Source organism: Shewanella sp. SR44-3 (genome assembly GCF_014163735.1).
Lineage (GTDB): Bacteria > Pseudomonadota > Gammaproteobacteria > Enterobacterales > Shewanellaceae > Shewanella.
In genome coordinates, this window is sequence record NZ_JACJDV010000033.1 from 1 (window position 1) to 21,193 (window position 21,193).

Below are 21,193 nucleotides of genomic sequence, written 5' to 3' on the forward strand. Positions count from 1 at the left end.
TTATTAGAGGGGGCGGCCTGTCACGCCGAGAGTGCGGGTTCCTTCTGTTGTAAAGAGTTGTCCGCTCCGCCAACTTAAGATGAAGGCCTTTGCAGCAATGCAAAGGCCTTTTTCGTATCTGAAATTGACGAATGAACACCAAAAGCTGACTAAAAGTGAGCAGCCTTTCTCGGATATCCATGGCCTTCAAGGCATTTGAGCATCCATGCTCCGTGTAGTTTAGTTTGACTTAATTAGTTGCAACAGTCGGTTTCCAAAATTGTTTGCAATTCACCCTATTTATTGGTGGGGATCTCGGCAGAGTTTTTTTGATACGAGTCACACTAATTTTATTAAGGATGAACTAAATTATGAGGTTAATTCTTTTAAAATTAGCGGCATTTTGCTTAAGGATTGAAGCGTGTTGGCAAATCTTGAAGTCAGGGAAAGAGTGAAAAAACATCAGTTGTTTTCTTCATTGAGTGTAGCGCAACTTGCTCAGGTATTTAAAACCGCTAGTGTGGTCCATATGAAGCCTGAGCAGGTGTTGTTCCATCAAGGGGATGTTGCGAATCGCTTTTATTTTGTTTTAGCCGGCACATTACAGCTGTTTCGTACCAATGTTCAAGGCCAAATGAAGGTTATTGAAGTGGTTCGTTGTGGTGGAACTTTTGCAGAAGCATTGATGTTTAATAAGCAAGCGAGCTTTCCTGTTTCGGCTCAGTCCGTGTCGGGCTGTGAGTTGGTGAGTTTTGATAGCGATACTTATTTGCAGCTATTAAAGCAGAACCCCGATGCCTGCATTGCCATTATGGCTGATTTAAGTGTTCGAATTCGCAAGCATATCAATGAGGTAGAAATGGTGTCGCTGCAAAATGCTCAACATAGATTACTACTTTTTTTACTGAGAAATATGAAAATACTGGATAATAATCAAGCTGAAATTACGTTAGATATTCCTAAGCGCTTACTGGCATCGAGACTTTCTATTCAGCCAGAAACCTTTTCGCGGCTGATGAAAAAAATGACTCAAGAGGGGTTGATCCATGAGGCTCATGGGGTTATTCACATTCCTAATGTAAGTCAGCTATATGCGAGCTCTGATATTAGCCTATCACTGCCTGAGTTTAAGCAACAGACTGCAGGTATTGGTATCCCAGTTCTAAGTAATTAATTAGGATTTGAGCGCATCTTGGCCGACTACGACTACACTTATATTGCTACTTAGTTCACATGCTTACGGTACATTTGTGAGCAGGTGAACGAGCGAAGCTATTCAATTGGCTTTTAAGTGACTTCGGGTAAGGGGGAGAGAATGGAAAGGGTGTTTATCATTGCGGCAAAACAGGAAGCCTGTGTCGATGTACTCGAACTTGGGCTAACTATCGCTAAAGCTTTGGGGATGAAAGCTGAAGTTTTTGATTATTTGCATGAGCAATTTAATGGCGATGAAAAGTATAATCCGCGACTTGCAGGTATTGCTAAACATGACATGTTAGCTGCAGCTAAAGCGCGTCATACCCAAGCATTAGCAGAGCTTGGTGCAGGGTCTACACCACTGACGGTTGAGTGGGGAACTCATCTTGCAGAGCATGCCATTTCTAGAGCAAATCCTGCAGATTACCATTTGATGATTAAGGCGGTGCACCCTGTAGACCGTTTTATGCCTACGGATTGGCACTTAATCCGTAACACTCGTATCCCCTTGTTGTTAATGACAGAAAAGCCGCTAAAAAACAGCAATATTACCTTAGTGAGTCTTAACTTGGATGACCCTAGTGGTGATGATAAAAACTTTTCATTGGTGGCGCAGGGGCATAAATTAGCAAAGGCGACAGCGACTGAGCTGCACTTGGTATTTGTCAAAAGAGTATCTATGGTGCTAAGAGATCTTGATTTAAGTTCACATCAAGCTCAACTTGATGCCGCTCATGAAAAATATGATCAACGCTTAGAGAGTTTTGGTATTGCTAAAGAGGCTTTGCATCTGATGGTTGGCGATCCTAAATTGTGTTTGGTCGATTTGGCGTGCAAACTCAAGAGTGCTTATTTAGTGGTAGGTACTGAACAGAGAAAAGGGTTGATGGGGTTGATGATAGGTAATACGGCAGAGGCTATTTTGGAGCATATTCATTCCAATGTTTTAGTGGTTCCTAGCAAGGGAGAGCCTTTACCTATTTAACCCCAGCGGTTGTTAATCTTAACTTTTATTGGGAGTAGAGGTTAACTGCCACTGAATGTTTAACGCTCTTAAAATCCGCCATAAATAGTATAGATTTTGAGGAGAGTATCCTCTCCAATACGCTAAAAGTGGTTTTTGACTTGTAAGCGCCATTCCCAAGCATTCACTTCTTGACCACTGGTAAAAGGGACGCTTAAATCTATGTGTGCCACATTGCCATAACTTGATTTAGATGAATAAATTCGAGCTCCAATTCCTACGCTGCCTATTACACCTTTTGCTTCATTATTAATGTCATTACCACCACTGGCTTGGCCTATATCCACAAAGGCAGCCCAGCCTAATTCTGCAAGCTGATATAAATTGATATTAGGGTAGTAGCGTACTTCTCCGGTGGCTGACCATTGATTATCGCCATGTTGGTAGTCATTAGCATACCCACGCAGCCCAGTTTCATCTCCGAGGGCAAAAGGCATATCTATATAGTTATTTTTAGAGGTTGCGATGCGGGTTTTTGCATAGCCGGTCCATTTCGGATGAAACTGATAAAAGTACTCAGCTTGTAACCCAAGATTAAAGAAGTCAGCTTGATTGGTTGACCATGTGCCTTTGCCATCCATTGATAGCAGTAACAGGTGATTATCGGCTCGATAACCGCGACTACTCGATACTTGTAAGTGATAGCCAAGTGCACTGCCATCTACATCATTAACTTCAAAACCAAGGCGAATTTTATGTTGCCAACCTAGGTTGAAATCTTCATTTTTATTGATCAGATAAACATTGTTGAGCACAGTAAAATCATCTTGCAGATACTCATAACCAATCCAAGGATAAAGAAAATCTCTGTCTTGAGGTAATGAGGTGGTTGGAAATGGGCTATCTAAGCTCGGTGAAAACTGGTGCCTATCTTGAGTGACACCGAGTGTGAACCGAGATAGCTCATCGCTTCGCTTGTTGATTAATAAACCAAAACTCAGGTTGGCATAATTGACTTGGTGTTCAAACTCTCCGGTATCGATGCCATTCTGCCTCAAGGTATCTATGCGCGTATCATCTAAATATTCGGCGCCATAGCGATATTGACTGCTTAGTTCATAAAAGGGCTTGTCGAATAATAAATGTGTGGTTTGACCGTCGCTATTATCAGAAAACTCGGCTGCAATAGTAGCGTGTTTTATGTAGGTGAACGGGGCTTCAAAGGCAAATTTATAGCCGCTCCTGTCTTCGTTTGATTGATAACTCATACGAGTTTTAATGCCGTATCCCAAAAGGTTATCTTCTTTGATACCTAAGGAGTAACGGGTGTCACCGCCATTTTGACTGAGGTTCATCGTGGGTAATAATGACCAGTTATCCCAAGTTTCGACCACTAAAGTATCATCAGCGTAAGTATCTGCTGCAGGATCTTTTTTGGCGACGGTAATGGTGGCATCACGAATAAACGACTCATAGCGTAATAGTCGCTGAGCTTCTTCAATTTCTTTTTCTGTCAGGTTGTCACCAGTAATAAAGGTCAGTTTATGCTTAATGGTGCTCTCGCGGCTGTTGATGTGCAGCTGATTTGCCCAGCTGTGAATAAAAAAACTGTCTGGATCTGAGAGATCAAAAATAGGATGAGCAATGACAACAATTTTACCTACCTTAGTATTGGGGGCAGGCTTATTATAACTACTGCCTGCCAGCTCTGGCTGTAATGCAGAATTGCCTAAGGCTTGCGAGCAAGGCAAGAAAAAAGATGCACTGAATAGAGATATTACTAAGAGGCCTTTCGACATATAGATCATCCTGTGTCTGTATCGATAAATAGGCTAAACACGCCAGCGAATGGCTCAAAAATTTAGGCTAGCGTTATGTAATAACAGACTGGAACGACTCAAGTGTCAAGGAGATAATGAAATGATTTTAGGTAAATTTTTCACCTTCTGAAGCAAAGTAAGCCACAGAAGGTGAATGATAAAGGAGCAGGTGCGTTACAGGCTACGTCTTGGAGGAACAACCACGTTGGCAAAGATTAGTCCTGCGATAAGGGACATAAAAATTAAGAAAATCTGTGAGCCTAAATGGCTTTGATTGAGCATGGTCTCACCGGAAATAAGAGTGTTAAGCCCGATATAGGTTTTACTTCCTGGCACCAAGATCACTATCCCTTGCAGTAAGGCGATTGAGGCTGGGGCTTTCATCCAGCGGGCATACAAGTTTGAGTACACTCCCACTGCTAAAGCGCCAACAAATATACCAATGGATTCACCGAGGTAAATACCGCCTAACATGGCTGAGAAGAAAGCGACAATTCCAGCAAACACACCCCATGGAGAGTCCCTTAAACGCGCTTTAAAGATGATAACCAACGACATCGATAGGATGGGGACTGCTGACCAAATGGCCCAGCGAGGCAGAGGCTCAGGGTCTATATAGGTAGCATCACCAAAAAGCGCTATGCCTATAGTCATGCCGAGCACACCACCGAAATACAGTTTAAATAGCTGCATGATGGCGTCCATGATGCGCGCCGTGCCCGAAATTAAATCTCGGGCGGCCAGCTCCGCAAGCCCAAGGGTAAGTGCAAGGCCGGGAACGAAAATAATCACCCCGGATAAAATGGCCACCGGGAGATTGATACTGGGATCGAGCTTGGCGATACCACAAGCCAAAATCGCACAAAAAACTGCAGCCATAGGCTCAAGCATTTCAGCCACTCGCTTGGATCGCTCAGCCCAAAATACTAGACTGTAAACCATAAGGCCAAAAATCGCTGACCAGAACACATCGTGCCAACCAGTACCCATCAACATGGCAAACGCACCGGAACTGGTGCCAAAGGCAAGTAGCGTGAGTTTATGGCCGTAGGGATTGGGTTTATTAGCGATTTCTTCTAGCCGGTCTAACGCTTCTTGTAGTGTGCGCTGACCTGAGCTTAATTGTTCGACTAATTCGAAGGTACGAGCCAATGAACCAAGGTCAAGATCTCCGGGCTTTACTCGGGCAACATGACTATATTCTTGCTCTGTGTCATGCTGGAGCACAAAGGTCATCGAGGTGGGAGATATTAAAAAATAACCTTCAATACCTAAGCTTGCTGAAACCGTTTGCAGATGCGACTCGAGGCGATAAGCTGGAGTGCCAAACTTATGCAATGCCTTGCCTAGTTTTATGATAAATCTACGTTTTTCAATAAACTGTTGATTGTCCACAGGCGTGTTGTCACTCTTGTAAATGGCTAGGCTAAGATTAGCGCGCATAGTAACCGATAAGGCTCGGGGTTTAAACCTTGGAATGTGCTAAATTATCGTTACTGGATGAGAGACCGATTTAATCATAAGTAATTAAAACAATAATACGGGAAATGACCATGTCACTGATGATCTCAGGTTTATATATTAGTTTAACGGCCTTATTTGCGATAGTGCTAGCTTATCGCGTGGTTCGCCTAAGGCGTATTAATAAAGTCGGTATAGGAAACGGGAAAAATCCTGAGTTGTCTTTAGCTGCACGTGTGCATGCTAATTTTATAGAAAATGCACCTTTTGCCATGGCGCTGCTGTTAGTCAGTGAGGCTAATGGTATGCCAGCTATTTTGTTGCATGCTTTTGGTACGGCATGGCTAGTGGCACGTATGCTTCATGCTATCGGTTTAACTCAAGGTCAAGGCGGTTATCACTTTGGTCGTTTCTGGGGTGTGCTACTCACTTGGACTGTGCTCCTTGGCTTAGCGGTTGCTAATATTGGTTTTTTTCTCGGCTTATAAGCATCAGCTCAAATTAGGTAAGACTCATTGCTTACCCAATAACAATAAGGGAGCGGTTTGGCTCCCTTAATTATTAGCTAGAGAATTGCTTTATATTTTTTTGATTTGTGTGTTTTTTAGTCACACATAGTGCCAAGGTGCTGCTATACTCCGCGTCCGTTAACGCTAGCGCATCCTCGTCATCACTCTCGTTGGGCCAAAAAACATGCAAGTTGAATCCACATTATTTCGCTTCCCTAAATACTGGGCTAACCAAACTGGCTCGGCACCTTTCTTGCCTATGTCACGCAAGGAAATGCGCCAATTAGGCTGGGATAGCTGTGACATTATTATCGTTTCAGGCGATGCCTATGTGGATCACCCAAGTTTTGGCATGGCGGTAATAGGCCGCATGTTAGAGGCGCAAGGCTATCGAGTGGGGATTATTGCTCAGCCCGACTGGTCCAGTAAAGATGCCTTTATGGAGTTAGGCCGTCCCAATTTATTCTTCGGCGTGACCGCAGGTAACATGGACTCTATGATCAACCGTTATACGGCCGATCGCAGAATGCGTCATGATGATGCCTATACACCTGATAACGTTGGCGGTAAGCGACCCGATCGCGCGGTAACAGTGTACACTCAGCGCTGTAAAGAAGCCTTTAAAGAGGTACCTGTGGTAATCGGTGGCATAGAAGCCAGTTTACGCCGTATCGCACACTATGATTATTGGTCCGACAAAGTGCGTCGCAGTGTTATCTTTGATGCAAAGGCCGATATTTTGATTTACGGCAATGCCGAGCGACCTCTAGCCGAAGTCGCCCGCCGACTTGGCGCTGGCGAAGCCATCAATGATATCGATGATGTCCGCGGCACTGCGGTTATCCGCAAGACGCCAATGCCAGAATGGCGCGGCATGGATTCACGTAAAATCGATCAACTGCATAAAATAGAACCTATTCCAAATCCCTATGGCGCCGATGATGTGGGCTGTGCCAACTTATCTGGGCCAACGGATGCTAAAATATTCGACAATGATGCGCCTAAGGCCATCAGTGTCCAACCTCCTAAGCCAAGACCTTGGGAAAAGACTTATGTTCTGTTGCCTGCTTTTGAAAAGGTCAGCGAAGATAAATACCTTTATGCCCACGCCTCGCGTATTTTGCATCAAGAGCAAAACCCAGGTTGTGCCCGTGCGCTATTCCAGCCCCACGGCGATCGCGGTATTTGGGTTAACCCGCCAGCGTGGCCGCTCAATACCGATGAAATGGACGGGGTGTTTGATTTAGCTTATCAGCGTGTGCCGCACCCAGTGTATGGCAAGGCAAAAATTCCTGCCTATGACATGATCAAGACGTCGATAAATATCATGCGTGGTTGTTTTGGCGGTTGTTCATTCTGCTCTATCACTGAGCACGAAGGCCGTATTATTCAGAGCCGCTCACAAGAATCAATCGTCAAAGAAATCAAAGATATCCAAGATAAAGTGCCTGGTTTTACAGGGGTGATTTCTGATCTGGGTGGCCCAACGGCTAACATGTATCGTTTGGGCTGCTCTAGCGAAAAAGCCGAGAAAACCTGTCGCCGCTTATCTTGTGTGTTTCCTGTTATCTGCGGTCACTTGAATACAGACCATAAGCACACAGTGGATCTATACCGCGCCGCTCGTGAAGTGCCGGGGATCAAAAAAGTGTTGATAGCATCTGGAGTGCGTTATGACTTGGCTATCGAAGATCCAAGTTACATCAAAGAGTTAGCTACACATCATGTGGGTGGCTATTTAAAAATTGCCCCAGAGCACACCGAAGAAGGTCCGCTGAGCAAAATGATGAAGCCGGGCATGGGCACTTACGACAAATTCAAAGAATTATTTGATAAGTTTTCAAAAGATGCGGGTAAAGAGCAGTTCTTAATTCCGTACTTTATTTCGGCCCATCCTGGCACTACTAATGAAGACATGGTGAATTTAGCACTGTGGCTAAAAGGGCAGAAATTTAAGTTAGATCAAGTGCAAAATTTCTATCCATCGCCTATGGCCAATGCCACCACCATTTATCACACTGAGCTTAACTCACTGAAAAATGTGAAGCATGACAGTGAACAGGTGAGCGTGCCTAAGAAGGGCCGTCAGCGCCGTTTGCATAAAGCTTTACTTCGTTACCATGATCCAGCTGGTTGGCCACTGATTCGTGAGGCGCTTATTGCTATGGGCAAAGAATCTTTGATTGGTAATAGTCCACACCAATTAGTGCCAGCTGAAACCCGCGCAGAGCGAAGTGGTAAACAATGGGGCAAAACCGCCACAAGTAATGCTGGTGGCAATAAAGCGATTGCTAAAGGCAAGGCTATCCCTAAAGGAAAAGCCGCTGAACAAGGTCAAATGGCGATGACGCGTTTTTCATCTAATCAATTTGAAGATCGTAAAAATGGCACTGAATCAGATTCTGGTCCTAAGCAAAAACCAAAAAATCAGTCAAAAGCCAATGGCGCTCAGGGGGCTAAAGCTTCATCGAAGAAGCCCCTAGGCAGTAAACCAATTTTTGGCACTAAAGCCAAAGCTAGTGCCTCGGCCGCTAAAGCTAAAAATCAAGGCAATAAAGGCTAAAAGTCGTTATTTTGATGTTCAGGCTCAGTTTGGCTGAGCCTGAACATCTGTTCACTTAGCGCCGGTTATCTAAACCTATTCACTATCTTCATGCTTATCAGGCTTTAAAGGGATCCGCGCAGCTTGATAACTGGCTGTTAAGGTCGCCAGAATACACATGATTGATTGTTTCATCCTTGCTAACACTCACCATAGCCACCCGCTGGCAAATATGAATATCTTCAGCCAAAGACAGCCAAGGTGTCGTCATGGTTAAGGTGTTTAAATAGTAATACCTCAATTGACTGTGTTCACTTAAATTGCACCAAATAGTACTGGATGCTCGGGCGCTATGCTGTGGATTAAACTTAGGGGGTGCTAGACATAAAGATACCAAAGAGCGAGTCTGTGATAATGCCGCAGCTGCAGTTTCCGCCTCTTGGCTAAAGGCTAAATAAAACGACGCCCTTTCAAACCTTTGGGTCGACGAGCTGCCGCCCGGTGCCGTATAGACAGGGTGGTTATTCTTAGGCTCGGTGAGCCCCCATTGATATTGCCAATATTGAGTCATATTAAGCTGTTCAGTATAACTGGGCTGATTAGTGGCAATAGTGTAGTTTTTATCGTGATAAATATGGCACTTTCCGGCGACGACTTCGATTATGGCTGAATCACCGCTGGTATCTGATAATGTTAAATGCAGTAGACAGTCGAGTTCTGAGCCATCAGGAACTTTCTCCGTGATGAGCTGCAACTCGTGACTCTCAAAGTAATTAACAGCTTGTGCGACACAATCGAAGCTATCTAACACAAATTGTGGCCAGCGAAGCGCACTTAGCACTGGAGCGGCATTATCGGATTGGTAGCCGTTATAAGTCGCATAGCTGTCAAATAGCGAATTAACCGTCAACCCTTGGCTGTTCATGCCATCGACTGTACCGTAACCTAAGGTGTCATCTCCCATCATAGTGCTGATACTGGCGTAGTTCGAAGTCCAATTAAGGCAATGCTCTGGGCTGATATTATTGAGAGCACAAGATGCCTTAGATAGGCCTGTTTTGCTTTCTCCTGCAGTAAAAGTGTAAAGGTAGCTGCTTAGATCGCTGAACCAGTCCATATTACGGGCTGTGACTGGAAAAGCTTGGTTGTGGCTATTAAATATTCGTGTGCACATGGGTATTCCATTACTTGAGTTAATTTTAAGCTGGTGAATATAAATAAATTTGTGGATAATATTCAAATAATATATTGAAAAATAAAATAAATAATATTTGAGGTTAAAATAATTGAATGGATTTGTTTGAGTTAAACAGCAGCAATAAGCTAAAGCATCAACTTTTACTTGGCATGTCGACTATGACAAGTGTTATTTCTGGCAGTTTGGCTTTTTTAAATTTCAGCTTTTCACCTCACTTAGCCTTAGCTTGCTTTCAGACCTTGTTTACCTGCTTATCGGTATATTTAATCTGGCGATTACGAAGAGGTGAGCTCACACGTAAACTCATCATGGTTTATCTTACTTGCCTAAGTGTTTTAGTGCTCTACGCGAGCTACTCTGCATCGCTCACAAGTACGGTGCATCTATGGGCATTTGTATTGCCTATGATGTACTATTTTTTGTTAGGGGAGCGTAGTGCTTGGCTTTTCTGTGGCGCTTTATTTATAAGCCAATGCATTAATATTTACCTAAAAACACAGGCGTGGTTTTCACCGCCAGTGGTGAACTTTGCCATGTGTTATGTGCTTATCTGGTATATCTCCCATATTTACGACACCGCACGTAATCGTTCTGAAGCTGCGCTGGCAAAGCTCGCATTAAAAGATGCACTCACTGGAGTCAATAATCGCCTTGCCTTAAAGCGAGCATTTGAGCTTGAATCGAAGCCTTTGGTTGGCAGTCAAGATCCGAGTTTAAGCGTGATCTTAATTGATGTGGATTTTTTCAAAAAAGTGAATGACATGCATGGCCATGAAACCGGTGACAATGTCTTGATTGAGATTGCTAAACTGCTTTCAAGTAAAGTAGGCAGTGACAAGGTGTTCCGCATAGGTGGCGAGGAGTTTTGTATTTTGCTGCCGGGTAAAAATTTAGCTCAAGCCTCGCTCACAGCTGAAAAATTAAGACACAGCGTGCAGGAACAACAATTTGTATTTAAAGGTAATACCATCGAGGTCACTATCAGCTTAGGTGTGGCAGAGTGTACGTTTGAAATGCTACTCACTCAAGTCCTCAATCAGGCAGACGAAGCTTTATATCGTGCTAAAGCGCAGGGAAGAAATTGTGTTGTTTCCGCTGTGTCAGAGCAAGAACTGCCGGCCTGAAGCTAAGGCTTTTCTGTATTGCTAGATGTTTTTAACCTGCCGTTTTATTTAATCTTTTTAATATTTACCTGCCAATATAAACTGTTAAATAAATAGTCGCATAATGGCCAGGTGACGTTGAAGTTGCCTCGGCCCATCAACCTCGGGTGGTGATGTTGCACATGCAGCTGCCTTAGGCGGCGCCACCACGGCAACATATCTAAGCGTAGCCGCAGTGGGTGGGCTTTAGGCAAGTGATAGCTAAAGTGCAGAGCTTCATAACTGAGGTAGCAAAATATCGCGCTGATGCTAGCTAGGCTTGCCAGGTTTAACGCTGAGTATGGGGCGAATTCAGCTGCAGCTATGACATTGGCAGCTGTTGCGCTATCTAGGCTATAGCCAATCAGCATCAGCGGCATTAAGCCAACTAAACATATCCCAACAATCAAATAGCTTGGAAACAAGATCACCCGCCAATCCCGCGTCGATTGATAGTCCATATTATGCTGATCGAAGAATCTATGGTGCTCTAAAGTATGGCGCTGATAAAAAAGTCGACCTAGTGCCCAGCCCTTAAATTTTATCATTTTATGCCCTAGGTATCTGTGTGCTACATATTCGATAAGATTAGCGGCCATAAGAGTGAAGGGGATTATCCATAGCTCGATTAAGCGAACGTGCTTTAAGGCTAAACAGGCTGTGATAACCATTATCGAAGCGATAAATAGCACCATAAGCATATGCTGGCAGCCATGATAGTTTGCTTTAATTCCCCGCCGATATTCAGATCTAAAATGCGTTAGCCGAGTTGGCTTAACTTGATTATGTGTTTCTATGTTGGCCAAGTTTGCCTCTTTTTTATCGTTATAAGCTTGTATCGTCAGCATAACTGCGGCTTAATAATCAATCTAATTGATAATGTATAAGATATTTATTCATTTGCTGAATATTGATGTGATCTTAATGGGTACGTTATAACAGGGAGGAGCAATATGAGCCAAAATTTGCGTTCAATGGATTTGAACCTGCTGCCCATCTTCGATTGCTTAATGTGCGAGCAGCACCTATCCCGCGCCGCAGAAGTATTAGCGATGAGCCAGCCGGCAGTGAGCAATGCATTAAAAAGATTAAGGTTACATTATAACGACGCGCTTTTTATTCGTAGCGCCAAAGGCCTTATTCCTACCGCTAGGGCCATGGAATTACACCTGCAAATTCAGCCCGCTTTACAGCAATTGCAGCTGACGCAGCAGAGCCGAGATTTCGATCCCAAATTTAGCCATGGCAACATTTCTATTGCGATGGAGCCAACGGTTGAATACTTGATGGCACCTAGCTGGTTTAGCTGCTTTCACCAGCAGGCACCGAACATGCGTTTAGCGCTTTACCCTGAGCATTTAGATAATATTGCTGAGAGATTAAGGCGAGGCCAGTTAGATTTTGCTATCGATTATTTGGGTTTTGATGAGCAGTATTTTCAGCAACAGCGTTTAGCCGATGAGGCGCTGGTGGTCATTTGCGCTAAGCAACATCACCTGCTTAAAGGCAGTATTAGCTTGGCTCAATTTGAATCATTACCTCAGGTGACGTTAGTGCCAAGGCCCAGTACAAGCCCCGTAAATAGTGGATTTTCAGGCTCACCCATAGAGCATTTAATTGCCGCACAATGGCCTAACCCTGCAAGCTTTACTCGTAATATTGTATTGTCTTTGAGTAGCTTTGTGGCAATACCTGCTGTGATTGCGCAATCTGAGCTCATTGCCGTGGTGCCCAAACGTTTAGCCGAGCAAGGCCCGTGGCAGCAGCAATTACAGTGCCTGCCGTTACCTTTCGCCGGATTGAAAACCCAGCTTAATTTGATTTGGCACAACAGCCGTGAGCAAGATCCTATGCACCAATGGGCACGAGAACAACTCTGTTTGGCGGTCTAGCGGCGTAAAGCTTGCGCACGGGGCGCTGAGGATACAAAAACCGATAATAGAGACAGGTAACAGAGAGTAGATAACAGCTAGGGAAGAACGAAATAGGGCTAATTGCTTAGCCCTATTTGGGTGTCACTGAAGGTAACGCTGCATTTCAATAAAGATTAAATAACTTGTGAGATTAAATGTCCGGTGTAACCTAAGTAGCCTGCAAGCAATACCGCGCCTTCACGTCGGCCGATTCTAAAACCTGTGTAGGCAAAGGGCAGCACTAAGATGGCGAATATCAACATGGCAGCAAAGTCGCTGTCATTAAAGCCCATGGCTGACACTGGCTGGATTAATGCCGTTGCGCCTAAAATACCCAATATATTAAATATGTTAGACCCAACCACGTTACCTATGGCAATGTCACTTTGGCCTTTAAGTGCAGCCACCACTGAGGTGACAAGCTCAGGCATACTTGTACCTATGGCGACTATGGTAAGGCCAATGATTATTTCACTTATGCCAAATTGCTTGGCTAAATCCACAGCGCCATTAACAAATAAAATACCACCGCCAACTAACATGGCAATACCCACAATAATTAGCAGTACAGACAACCAAGGTGCTTGAGGTTTAGTGTCGATATCAAGATCTTGGGCTTCTTCTTTACCCGCGCTCATGTAGCTAAAGACTAAATATCCCACTAATAAACTAAACAGAATTGCCCCATCGATAAAGCTCACCACACCATCGAGCAATAAAAACCACACCAATACCGAGGCTGCGATCATTAAGGGGATATCGCGTCTGACCATTTGTGACTGCACTTGAATAGGGCGAATAAGCGCGGTGATGGCTAAAATAAGTCCAATGTTGACTATGTTTGAGCCTACCACGTTACCTAAGGCAATGCCTGAGTTACCTGCGAGGGCAGATTTGATACTGACCGCAAGTTCTGGGGCGCTGGTACCAAAGGCCACTATAGTTAAGCCAATAATCAGAGGCGCTATGCCTAAACGCAGTGCTAAGGCACTCGCGCCACGAACTAGGGCTTCAGCACCAAAGGTGAGAATTAAAAAACCGCCGATAATAGCTAACGCAATTAACATAATGTCTCGCAGATATGAGAGTAATAGGAGTGGCCATGTTTGTGACTTAGCTCACCGATTTGCGGCTATAGTGACAGAATATGTCAAAAAAATACACGCAGTTAGCGTGTATTTTTTTGTTCTAAGTACCAAACAAATGGTTATAGGTTAAGCGGTTTTTATAACTCATCTTCCCAGCGAATTTGAGCGCCGCGAATGCCATCGACTTTTTCACTAAAGGCTTTTTCCAGTACGTGGCGCTTAATTTTTAGTGTCGGTGTCAGTACATCATTTTCTATGGTCCAAGGTTCTTTAACCACGATTACCGCATCGACGTGTTCATGGGATTCAAGATGTGGATTAACAGAGTCTAAGGTGGCTTTAAGTGAAGTGCGCACTTCTTCACGGGCTTGCAGCGAAGCACCTTCAGAAAGCTGCACTAAAGCCACTGGGTGCGGTAAACCTGAGCCAATCACACAGATGAGTTCTATGTGTGAGTCTTGAGCCAGCTTACGCTCAATAGGCACAGGGGCAACATACTTGCCTTTAGAGGTTTTAAAATTATCTTTAACGCGGCCCGTGATGCTAATGCAGCCATCGGCATCAATTTCACAAATATCCCCAGTGTGGAAGAAACCGTCAGCATCGAATGCTGCTTTGGTGGCTTCTTCTTGCTGATAATACCCACTCATTAAGCCTGGAGTCTTTATTAATAACTCACCGTCACTGCCACGGCGGACTTGACAGCCTTCAACCGGGCGGCCAACTGAACCTATTTTACTGGCATCGAAAGGGTAATTGATAATGGAGTAGGCGCAGTTTTCCGTCATGCCCCACGCCTCGCAGATATTCATTCCGAGTTGGTAATACCAGTGGATCAAGGAAGCGGGAATAGGCGCAGAGCCTGAGCCTAATAAACGGCAATGTTCTAGTCCCAATTCTTTTTGGATCTTGCGTTTCACTAAACTGCTGATGATAGGAATGCTCAATAATAATTTCAGCTTACTGGCGCCAATTTTATTAATGATGTTGAGCTGGAATAAGGTCCAAAGACGGGGCACGGAGAAGAACACTGTTGGTTTCGCCCTTTTTACATCTGCCACGAAGGAGTCTAAGCTCTCGACGAAAGATACAGTAGAGCCAGAGTAAAACGAAGATCCTTGAATCGCCACGCGTTCAGTGATGTGGGCTAAAGGTAAATAGGACAGTAAGCTGTCTTGGGTGTTGGTGCGTAAATCCCTCACCACAGCTTCACAAGTCCAGCCATAACTGGCAAATGTCTGTATCGCGCCTTTGGGCTTACCGGTAGAACCTGAGGTATAGATAAGGGTCATGATGTCAGCAGGCTGAGTCACTGGCGCCTGTACTAATGGAGTGCCCAACGTCAGTAGCTGAGCCCAGTGATACTGTGACGGCATCGTTTCATAGGGCATGGCTAAACGAAGTAAATCCCCACCTACCGCTTCTTCTTGCTCTGACCAATGATCTAACTTACCAACAAAAATTGCCTTTGCACCACTGTGCTCAAGCACGTAGCGTATAGTTTCGGTATTGGCGGTTGGGTAAATGGGCACGCTAATATAGCCCCCTTGCATTAAGGCAAGGTCAGTAATAAACCATTCAGCGCAGTTTTTAGAGAGTATCGCTACCTTGTCGCCGGGCTCAAGCCCAAGATGACGTAATGCTCCCGCAATTTTATGCACTTGCTGCTGCACTTCACGCCAAGTTAAGTTTTGATATTTTCCGTTGATTGGTTGACGTAAATAAACTTGATCGCCTTGAGTTTCAACCCAATGGGACAGCATTTGTATAGGGGTTTTAATGAAGTTTTCCATCGACAATTCCATGTTCGTTGTTGTTATTTTGATTGTTGCTTTTTTGTTGCTTTTTTGTTGCTTAAGCATCGCCATCTTTGGCCGTATTCATCATATTGATGACTTTTACTATAAGTTTAAACGCACGTTTTAACCAGTATGGCGAGTTTTAGTAGCCTGTGCAAATGCTTTACTGGTTAGAATGTCAGCAACTAACAAAAAAGCCACTATTTACATCAAAAAACTAACATTAATGGCTAGGGGCTGGATTATCTGCTCATGGACGGAAATTTAAGCAATAAAAAAGGCGCTAATAGCGCCTTTAATGAGTCTTAACCTAATAGAGGTTAAATACTACAGCTCCATGATGCCGTCCATTTCCACGAGCGAATCTTTGGGTAACTGCTTAACACCAATGGCGGCACGAGCAGGATAAGGCTGGCTGAAATATCGACTCATAATCTCGTTAACTGTGGCAAAGTGGGATAAGTCAGTTAAAAAGATATTCAATTTAACGATATCAGCCATAGTGCCGCCAGCTGCTTCACAAACCGCGGTTAAATTTTCAAATACTTGCACCACTTGGGCCGAAAAGTCATCGCTGACCATTGCCATGGTTTTTGGATCAAGTGGGATCTGACCCGATAAATACACTGTTGTGCCGACTTTAACGGCTTGAGAATAAGTGCCTATTGCTTGTGGTGCTTTGTCGGTTGCGATGATAATTTTTTCAGCCATAACGTCCTCAACTCTTGTTGTTTATAGTTAAATTAATTTTTTATTATCGGTTTCTTGATGTACGCAATACTTCTGGCAGCACTCGAATACGGCGCATTACGTTTGCTAGGTGTACCCTGTCGGTTACGGCAATGCGTAAGTTAATCATATAAACACGGCCATCCCGTTCTTCGGTGCTGAGGTTATGAATGTTAGAACCTGTGGCGGCAATAATAGACGTTATTTTAGCCAATGCACCTTGATGGTTAACAATTTCAACCCGTAAATTGGCCTGATATTCAACCGCATCAACATTATCCCACTGTACTGGAATATATTTATCTGGCTCACCTTGATAACCGCGAATATTGGCGCAGTTTTCCATGTGAACCACTAATCCTTTGCCTGGGCTCACGTGGGCAATCACAGCATCCCCTGGAATTGGGCGACAACAGTTGGCGAAGGTAACTAGCATGCCTTCTGAACCACGAATTGGCATTAAGTGGTTGTCTTTATTCTCAGTATGTTCAATAAGATCGCCTAATAGGCGTTGGGCAACCACTATGCTCATGGCGTTGCCAAGGCCAATATCAGCCAGTAATGAATCTAGGTCTTTGTGTTTAGTTTCACGGATCACTTTATCCAGCTGCTCTTGGGGGATACTCTCAAGCTTATTGACCCCTAAGGCGTGGTTGAGCAAGCGTTTACCTAACACTATGGCATTTGCCCCCTTCATGCTTTTCAGCACTTGACGTATTTTGCCTCTTGCTTTGCCTGTGACGACAAAATTAAGCCAAGCCGCATTAGGGCGGGCGCCTTTGGCGGTAATAATTTCTACCGTTTGGCCAGAAATTAAGGGCTGACTTAATGGGTAAGCTTGACGATTAACCCGAGCTCCGACACAGGTGTTACCCACATCGGTATGCACTTCATAGGCGAAATCTACTGCGGTAGCATTAACCGGTAATTCTAAAATGCGGCCTTCAGGAGTGAACACGTATATTTCTTCTGGGAAGAGTTCAGTTTTAACGTTTTCAACGAATTCGAACGAGCTACTGGCACTTTGTTGCAGTTCGAGCAAACTTTGCATCCACTTACGTGCGCGTACCTGGGTGGTACTTTGTGCCGATGCTGAAGTGCCATTTTTATACATCCAGTGAGCCGCGACCCCTTTGTCTGCCATTTGATCCATGTCTTCGGTACGAATTTGCACTTCAACAGGAACAGCGTGAGGACCAAATAAGGAAGTATGTAGCGATTGATAACCGTTAGCCTTGGGAATGGCGATATAGTCTTTAAAGCGCCCGGGCCTTGGTTTATACAAGCCGTGCATGGCGCCTAAAACGCGATAACAGGTGTCTATACTGTCGACGACGACCCTAAAGGCGTAGATATCCATGACTTCTTGAAATTGAAGCTCTTTACTGCGCATTTTACGGTAAATGGCGTAGAGATTTTTCTCACGGCCTTTAACAGTACATTTAATGCCAGTGTCATCTAAGCGCGCTTCTATAGCGCCTTCTATGGTGTTAATTAATTCTTTGCGATTACCACGAGCAGCCTTAACCACTTCTTTTATTACCCGGTAACGCATAGGGTAATAGGCTTGAAAACCTAAGTCTTCCAGCTCAATTTTAATATTGTGGATACCGAGTCGATTGGCAATCGGAGCGTAAATTTCTAAAGTTTCTCGAGCAATCCGGCGACGCTTATCTGGCCTTAAAGCACCTAGTGTCCGCATATTGTGGGTGCGGTCGGCAAGCTTAATTAAGATGACTCGGATATCTTGAGTCATGGCCATCATCATCTTGCGAAAGTTTTCGGCTTGGGCTTCTTTCTTGTCGCGGAATTTGATTTTATCGAGTTTAGAAACCCCTTCAACCAGTTCAGCTACAGTTAAACCAAATAACTCAGTGAGTTCTTCTTTGGTTACTGGGGTATCTTCAATGGTGTCGTGGAGCAGGGCGGCCATCAAGGACTCATGATCGAGACGCATGTCAGCCAAGATGCGGGCAACCGCAACCGGATGGGTAATATAAGGTTCGCCACTTGTGCGCATTTGCCCTTCATGGGCATCACGCGCAACTATATAAGCCTGCTTGAGTAATTCTACCTGTTCAGGCTCTAAATAGCCGGAAGCAGATTCCTTAAGACCTTCAAACAGATACAAGTGGCGTCTCCAATTACATAATGGACCTTAAAGTGTGCGACCTTCAGCGATAGCTGATACAGCTGCAACTTCAGCTGCTTCACGTTCACGCACAGTTTGACGCTCATCGGCGTCCAATGTGGTTGCATTGACTAGACCTAATTCGATTTCACGAAGTGCGATAACCGTTGGTTTATCGTTCATTTCATCAACCATAGGGTCTTTGCCTTGCACAGCGATCTGACGTGCGCGACGGGCAGCAACCAAAATCATATCAAAACGGTTGCCGATTTGGTCTACGGCGTCTTCTACAGTTACGCGAGCCATGTGTGAAACTCCAGTGTTATCTAATAAGGAAAAAATGACGCAAAATTGTACACTATGACAGTTAGTCTGCCAACAGATCGACAAGCATATCATTGTGAGTATGGAATTGACTAGCACAGGTTAATCTTTGACTGAAAATGATGCTTTTCAAATCCGCCAATGCCTGTTCAAAATTATCATTAACTATTACAAAATCATATTCATTGTAGTGTGACATTTCAGATACAGCTTGTGCCATACGTGAAGCTATAACTTCACTGCTGTCTTGACCGCGGCCAGTAAGGCGGCGCTCTAACTCAGCTTTAGAAGGGGGCAAAATAAATACCCCAATGGCTTCGGGCATAATTTTTTTTACTTGCTCGGCGCCTTGCCAATCTATATCTAAAAATACATCAACGCCTTGGCGTAAGGTATTTTCGATAACTTGGCGCGATGTGCCGTAAAAATTACCGAACACTTCGGCTGATTCAAAAAAAGCGTTTTCAGCAATTAATGCCTTAAATTGCTCAACCGAGACAAAATGATAATGCTGACCATCCACTTCACCTGGGCGTGGTGCGCGGGTGGTGTGTGACACTGAAACTTGCATATCTTGTGGTTTATCTTTTAATAGCGCTGTGATTAAAGAAGATTTACCTGCACCGCTAGGGGCCGACACAATAAAAAGATTTCCACGAGCGCTCATATTTCAGTATCCAAAGGTCTATTGCAAAGCGGCATTATACTCCAGTGATTGACCCTTATGCTAGCTTGGGCTGGTCAAGCTGTGTTGGTGTTAGGGACATGATTAGAGTAAATGCTTAGCTGGTGGTTATTTATGGGTAGATATATTTACCGCAAACCTAGGCTAGACGCTGACAATTGGTCAGAAATTCGGTACGCTGCTGCATGTTTGTCGATTTGTGCATAACTAGGATTATTCTGTGCTGTTAAAAACCCTCCTGTGTCGCCAAGGGCGAGACAATGCGCTACGTATTATGGCGATCAATACCGCTTGTTATATTGCCTTGAGTCTTATTGGTATTTTATTCCCTAATACTCTGATTATTCTATTTTTTAGTTTATTGCTATTCCCTCTTGTCATCTTGTCGGCTAAGCGGCGGATGTACGATAGTGGTAAAAAATTAGGCTTTGCTTGGCTTATTTGCGTGCCTTTATTAGGGTTTGGTTTAAGTCTGTATTTTGCTGCGCCTTTTGGGGTACTGGCAGGGTTATTCTTTTTTGGTTTGGCAAGTTCAGCATATTTAGCTTTTTTGCCTAGCGTCGATAAATCGGTCAAACCTTATGTGCAGGGTTACATAGGTCCCCATGTGACGATTGAAGCCAAACTCGGAGAGGTTAAATTTCGTCAAGAGCCGACGTTACGGGCAGATCAGGCCGCAGCTACGGAACGGGATGGGGTTATTGATACTGACTGGCAATTAGCTGATGCTAAGCAAGAGGCATTTAGTGCTAATTTAAGCACTCATCAGCAAAAAATGGCGCCGTCAAGGCAACACACTATCCAGCCGATTCAAGCCAAATTAACCCCAAGGGATGACGTTGACAAAGCGTCAGTCGATCATGCTTCCACTACAGGGTTTACAGCGAATACCTACGATATCAGCTTGGGTGAGCAGGATGCGGATGAAATTGATTTTGGTCTTGAGTCTAATAAGAACTCAGATCAAGACTCTGACAACCGTTCGGACAATAAGTCTGCTAAAGCATCGACTGCATTTGCTGATGACAGATTAAGCGGCGACCGCTGGCAGGTAGACCAAGCAGCGCTTAAGTCAGGCTCAATTACTGAGTTATTGAAAACCTGGCTTATTTGGGCTGATGAACACAGAAAACCTTTACTATTAGGCGCTAAAATCACCGCAGGTGTTTCAGCTGCAGTATTAATTGGTTATGCCATTGCTGCGTTAGTCAGTTTTGTTAGTGGCTTAAGTAATGCAGATGAACCTGAGTCCTTTACTGCACCAGCACAAGTGGCCGTGGAAGTATCAAAAGTGACTTTCCCTGATGGTTTTGAGTTGGTGCTGTATGATGACATATTGGCATTTAGATGGCTGGGAGATGATGCCGAGCCCCATGATTTGTGGCGCCTAGATACGGCTAAAGGTGACAAGCGTTGCAGTGAGCTGACGTTTAATAATGGCAGCAAGTATCGCCCGTTACAGGTGAGTCTCCTTAGCGATAGCGCCACAGAAGCGAAGTTCTCACCATTAGATACACAAGGCATTATCAATGATATCGCCCTTAGAGGGAGCGTGAAACTCTGTGGTTACAATTTTAGCCTCACAGGTAGCCAATCTGCTTTGGGCAAAAATAGCCGCTTCTCTGATTTTTTGAGTTATTAGGCGACAATAAAGCTTCTAGGCAGTGACTTCAATTGCTGCTTAGAAGCTTGCAGACAAAAAATTGAGCTAA

General features: G+C 44.3%; 17 protein-coding genes. 7 read left to right on the forward strand and 10 right to left on the reverse strand.

The window, feature by feature from the left end:
• The first annotated feature begins 400 nt into the window (after positions 1-400).
• Positions 401-1,153 carry a Crp/Fnr family transcriptional regulator gene (locus H5073_RS14160; protein ID WP_182680214.1) on the forward strand — a complete coding sequence of 251 codons (753 nt, stop codon included), beginning with the start codon at positions 401-403 and terminating at the stop codon, positions 1,151-1,153.
• A 141-nt stretch (positions 1,154-1,294) separates the two neighbouring features.
• Entirely contained in the window at positions 1,295-2,161 is an 867-nt protein-coding gene (locus H5073_RS14165; protein WP_182680215.1) for a universal stress protein, read from the forward strand.
• Between the two features lie 122 nt (positions 2,162-2,283).
• Here the strand turns inward: H5073_RS14165 and H5073_RS14170 are convergent, their stop codons facing one another.
• The gene (locus H5073_RS14170; protein ID WP_182680216.1) at positions 2,284-3,939 is read right to left on the reverse strand and encodes a hypothetical protein; all 1,656 of its coding nucleotides are present in this window, start codon (positions 3,937-3,939) and stop codon (positions 2,284-2,286) included.
• A gap of 195 nt (positions 3,940-4,134) precedes the next feature.
• Complete coding sequence (locus tag H5073_RS14175; RefSeq protein ID WP_182680239.1) at positions 4,135-5,355, reverse strand: threonine/serine exporter ThrE family protein; 1,221 nt, start codon at positions 5,353-5,355, stop codon at positions 4,135-4,137.
• Positions 5,356-5,513: 158 nt separating this feature from the next.
• Between H5073_RS14175 and H5073_RS14180 the strand changes: the two genes are divergently transcribed.
• Positions 5,514-5,909 (forward strand): MAPEG family protein, encoded by a 396-nt coding sequence (locus tag H5073_RS14180; RefSeq protein WP_182680217.1) that lies wholly within the window; start codon positions 5,514-5,516, stop codon positions 5,907-5,909.
• A gap of 205 nt (positions 5,910-6,114) precedes the next feature.
• Positions 6,115-8,493, forward strand: a complete 2,379-nt coding sequence (locus H5073_RS14185) for a YgiQ family radical SAM protein (protein WP_182680218.1) — start codon at positions 6,115-6,117, stop codon at positions 8,491-8,493.
• 97 nt (positions 8,494-8,590) lie between these two features.
• Here the strand turns inward: H5073_RS14185 and H5073_RS14190 are convergent, their stop codons facing one another.
• Positions 8,591-9,646 (reverse strand): linear amide C-N hydrolase, encoded by a 1,056-nt coding sequence (locus tag H5073_RS14190; protein ID WP_182680219.1) that lies wholly within the window; start codon positions 9,644-9,646, stop codon positions 8,591-8,593.
• 116 nt (positions 9,647-9,762) lie between these two features.
• Between H5073_RS14190 and H5073_RS14195 the strand changes: the two genes are divergently transcribed.
• Entirely contained in the window at positions 9,763-10,794 is a 1,032-nt protein-coding gene (locus H5073_RS14195) for a GGDEF domain-containing protein (protein WP_182680220.1), read from the forward strand.
• Positions 10,795-10,838: 44 nt separating this feature from the next.
• Here H5073_RS14195 and H5073_RS14200 read toward each other — a convergent pair whose 3' ends face one another.
• The gene (locus tag H5073_RS14200; protein WP_182680221.1) at positions 10,839-11,660 is read right to left on the reverse strand and encodes a hypothetical protein; all 822 of its coding nucleotides are present in this window, start codon (positions 11,658-11,660) and stop codon (positions 10,839-10,841) included.
• A 105-nt stretch (positions 11,661-11,765) separates the two neighbouring features.
• On the opposite strand from H5073_RS14200, the gene H5073_RS14205 reads away from it, so the two are divergent.
• Entirely contained in the window at positions 11,766-12,704 is a 939-nt protein-coding gene (locus tag H5073_RS14205; RefSeq protein ID WP_182680222.1) for a LysR substrate-binding domain-containing protein, read from the forward strand.
• Between the two features lie 155 nt (positions 12,705-12,859).
• On the opposite strand, the gene H5073_RS14210 is transcribed toward H5073_RS14205, so the two are convergent.
• From H5073_RS14210 to gmk, 6 genes are all read right to left on the reverse strand, one after another.
• Positions 12,860-13,792, reverse strand: coding sequence for a calcium/sodium antiporter (locus H5073_RS14210; protein WP_182680223.1), 933 nt, complete (start codon positions 13,790-13,792; stop codon positions 12,860-12,862).
• 158 nt (positions 13,793-13,950) lie between these two features.
• Positions 13,951-15,606: an AMP-binding protein gene (locus tag H5073_RS14215; RefSeq protein ID WP_182680224.1), complete on the reverse strand. Its 1,656-nt coding sequence runs from the start codon at positions 15,604-15,606 to the stop codon at positions 13,951-13,953.
• A gap of 333 nt (positions 15,607-15,939) precedes the next feature.
• Positions 15,940-16,323: a RidA family protein gene (locus H5073_RS14220; protein WP_182680225.1), complete on the reverse strand. Its 384-nt coding sequence runs from the start codon at positions 16,321-16,323 to the stop codon at positions 15,940-15,942.
• A 43-nt stretch (positions 16,324-16,366) separates the two neighbouring features.
• On the reverse strand, positions 16,367-18,472 hold the full coding sequence (gene spoT, locus H5073_RS14225; RefSeq protein ID WP_182680226.1) for a bifunctional GTP diphosphokinase/guanosine-3',5'-bis pyrophosphate 3'-pyrophosphohydrolase: 2,106 nt from the start codon (positions 18,470-18,472) through the stop codon (positions 16,367-16,369).
• Between the two features lie 27 nt (positions 18,473-18,499).
• Positions 18,500-18,778, reverse strand: a complete 279-nt coding sequence (gene rpoZ / locus H5073_RS14230) for a DNA-directed RNA polymerase subunit omega (RefSeq protein ID WP_182680227.1) — start codon at positions 18,776-18,778, stop codon at positions 18,500-18,502.
• A gap of 61 nt (positions 18,779-18,839) precedes the next feature.
• The gene (gmk, locus tag H5073_RS14235; protein ID WP_182680228.1) at positions 18,840-19,463 is read right to left on the reverse strand and encodes a guanylate kinase; all 624 of its coding nucleotides are present in this window, start codon (positions 19,461-19,463) and stop codon (positions 18,840-18,842) included.
• 238 nt (positions 19,464-19,701) lie between these two features.
• Here gmk and H5073_RS14240 point away from each other — a divergent pair, with 238 nt between their 5' ends.
• On the forward strand, positions 19,702-21,123 hold the full coding sequence (locus H5073_RS14240) for a hypothetical protein (protein ID WP_182680229.1): 1,422 nt from the start codon (positions 19,702-19,704) through the stop codon (positions 21,121-21,123).
• Positions 21,124-21,193 lie beyond the last annotated feature (70 nt).

Bases quoted from the DNA above. Each gene is read 5' to 3' on its own strand.
- H5073_RS14165 (WP_182680215.1), top strand. From the start codon at position 1,295: ATGGAAAGGGTGTTTATCATTGCGGCAAAACAGGAAGCCTGTGTCGAT.
- H5073_RS14170 (WP_182680216.1), bottom strand. From the start codon at position 3,939: ATGTCGAAAGGCCTCTTAGTAATATCTCTATTCAGTGCATCTTTTTTC.
- H5073_RS14180 (WP_182680217.1), top strand. From the start codon at position 5,514: ATGTCACTGATGATCTCAGGTTTATATATTAGTTTAACGGCCTTATTT.
- H5073_RS14185 (WP_182680218.1), top strand. From the start codon at position 6,115: ATGCAAGTTGAATCCACATTATTTCGCTTCCCTAAATACTGGGCTAAC.
- H5073_RS14190 (WP_182680219.1), bottom strand. From the start codon at position 9,646: ATGTGCACACGAATATTTAATAGCCACAACCAAGCTTTTCCAGTCACA.
- H5073_RS14195 (WP_182680220.1), top strand. From the start codon at position 9,763: ATGGATTTGTTTGAGTTAAACAGCAGCAATAAGCTAAAGCATCAACTT.
- H5073_RS14200 (WP_182680221.1), bottom strand. From the start codon at position 11,660: ATGCTGACGATACAAGCTTATAACGATAAAAAAGAGGCAAACTTGGCC.
- H5073_RS14205 (WP_182680222.1), top strand. From the start codon at position 11,766: ATGAGCCAAAATTTGCGTTCAATGGATTTGAACCTGCTGCCCATCTTC.
- H5073_RS14210 (WP_182680223.1), bottom strand. From the start codon at position 13,792: ATGTTAATTGCGTTAGCTATTATCGGCGGTTTTTTAATTCTCACCTTT.
- H5073_RS14215 (WP_182680224.1), bottom strand. From the start codon at position 15,606: ATGGAAAACTTCATTAAAACCCCTATACAAATGCTGTCCCATTGGGTT.
- H5073_RS14220 (WP_182680225.1), bottom strand. From the start codon at position 16,323: ATGGCTGAAAAAATTATCATCGCAACCGACAAAGCACCACAAGCAATA.
- rpoZ (WP_182680227.1), bottom strand. From the start codon at position 18,778: ATGGCTCGCGTAACTGTAGAAGACGCCGTAGACCAAATCGGCAACCGT.
- gmk (WP_182680228.1), bottom strand. From the start codon at position 19,463: ATGAGCGCTCGTGGAAATCTTTTTATTGTGTCGGCCCCTAGCGGTGCA.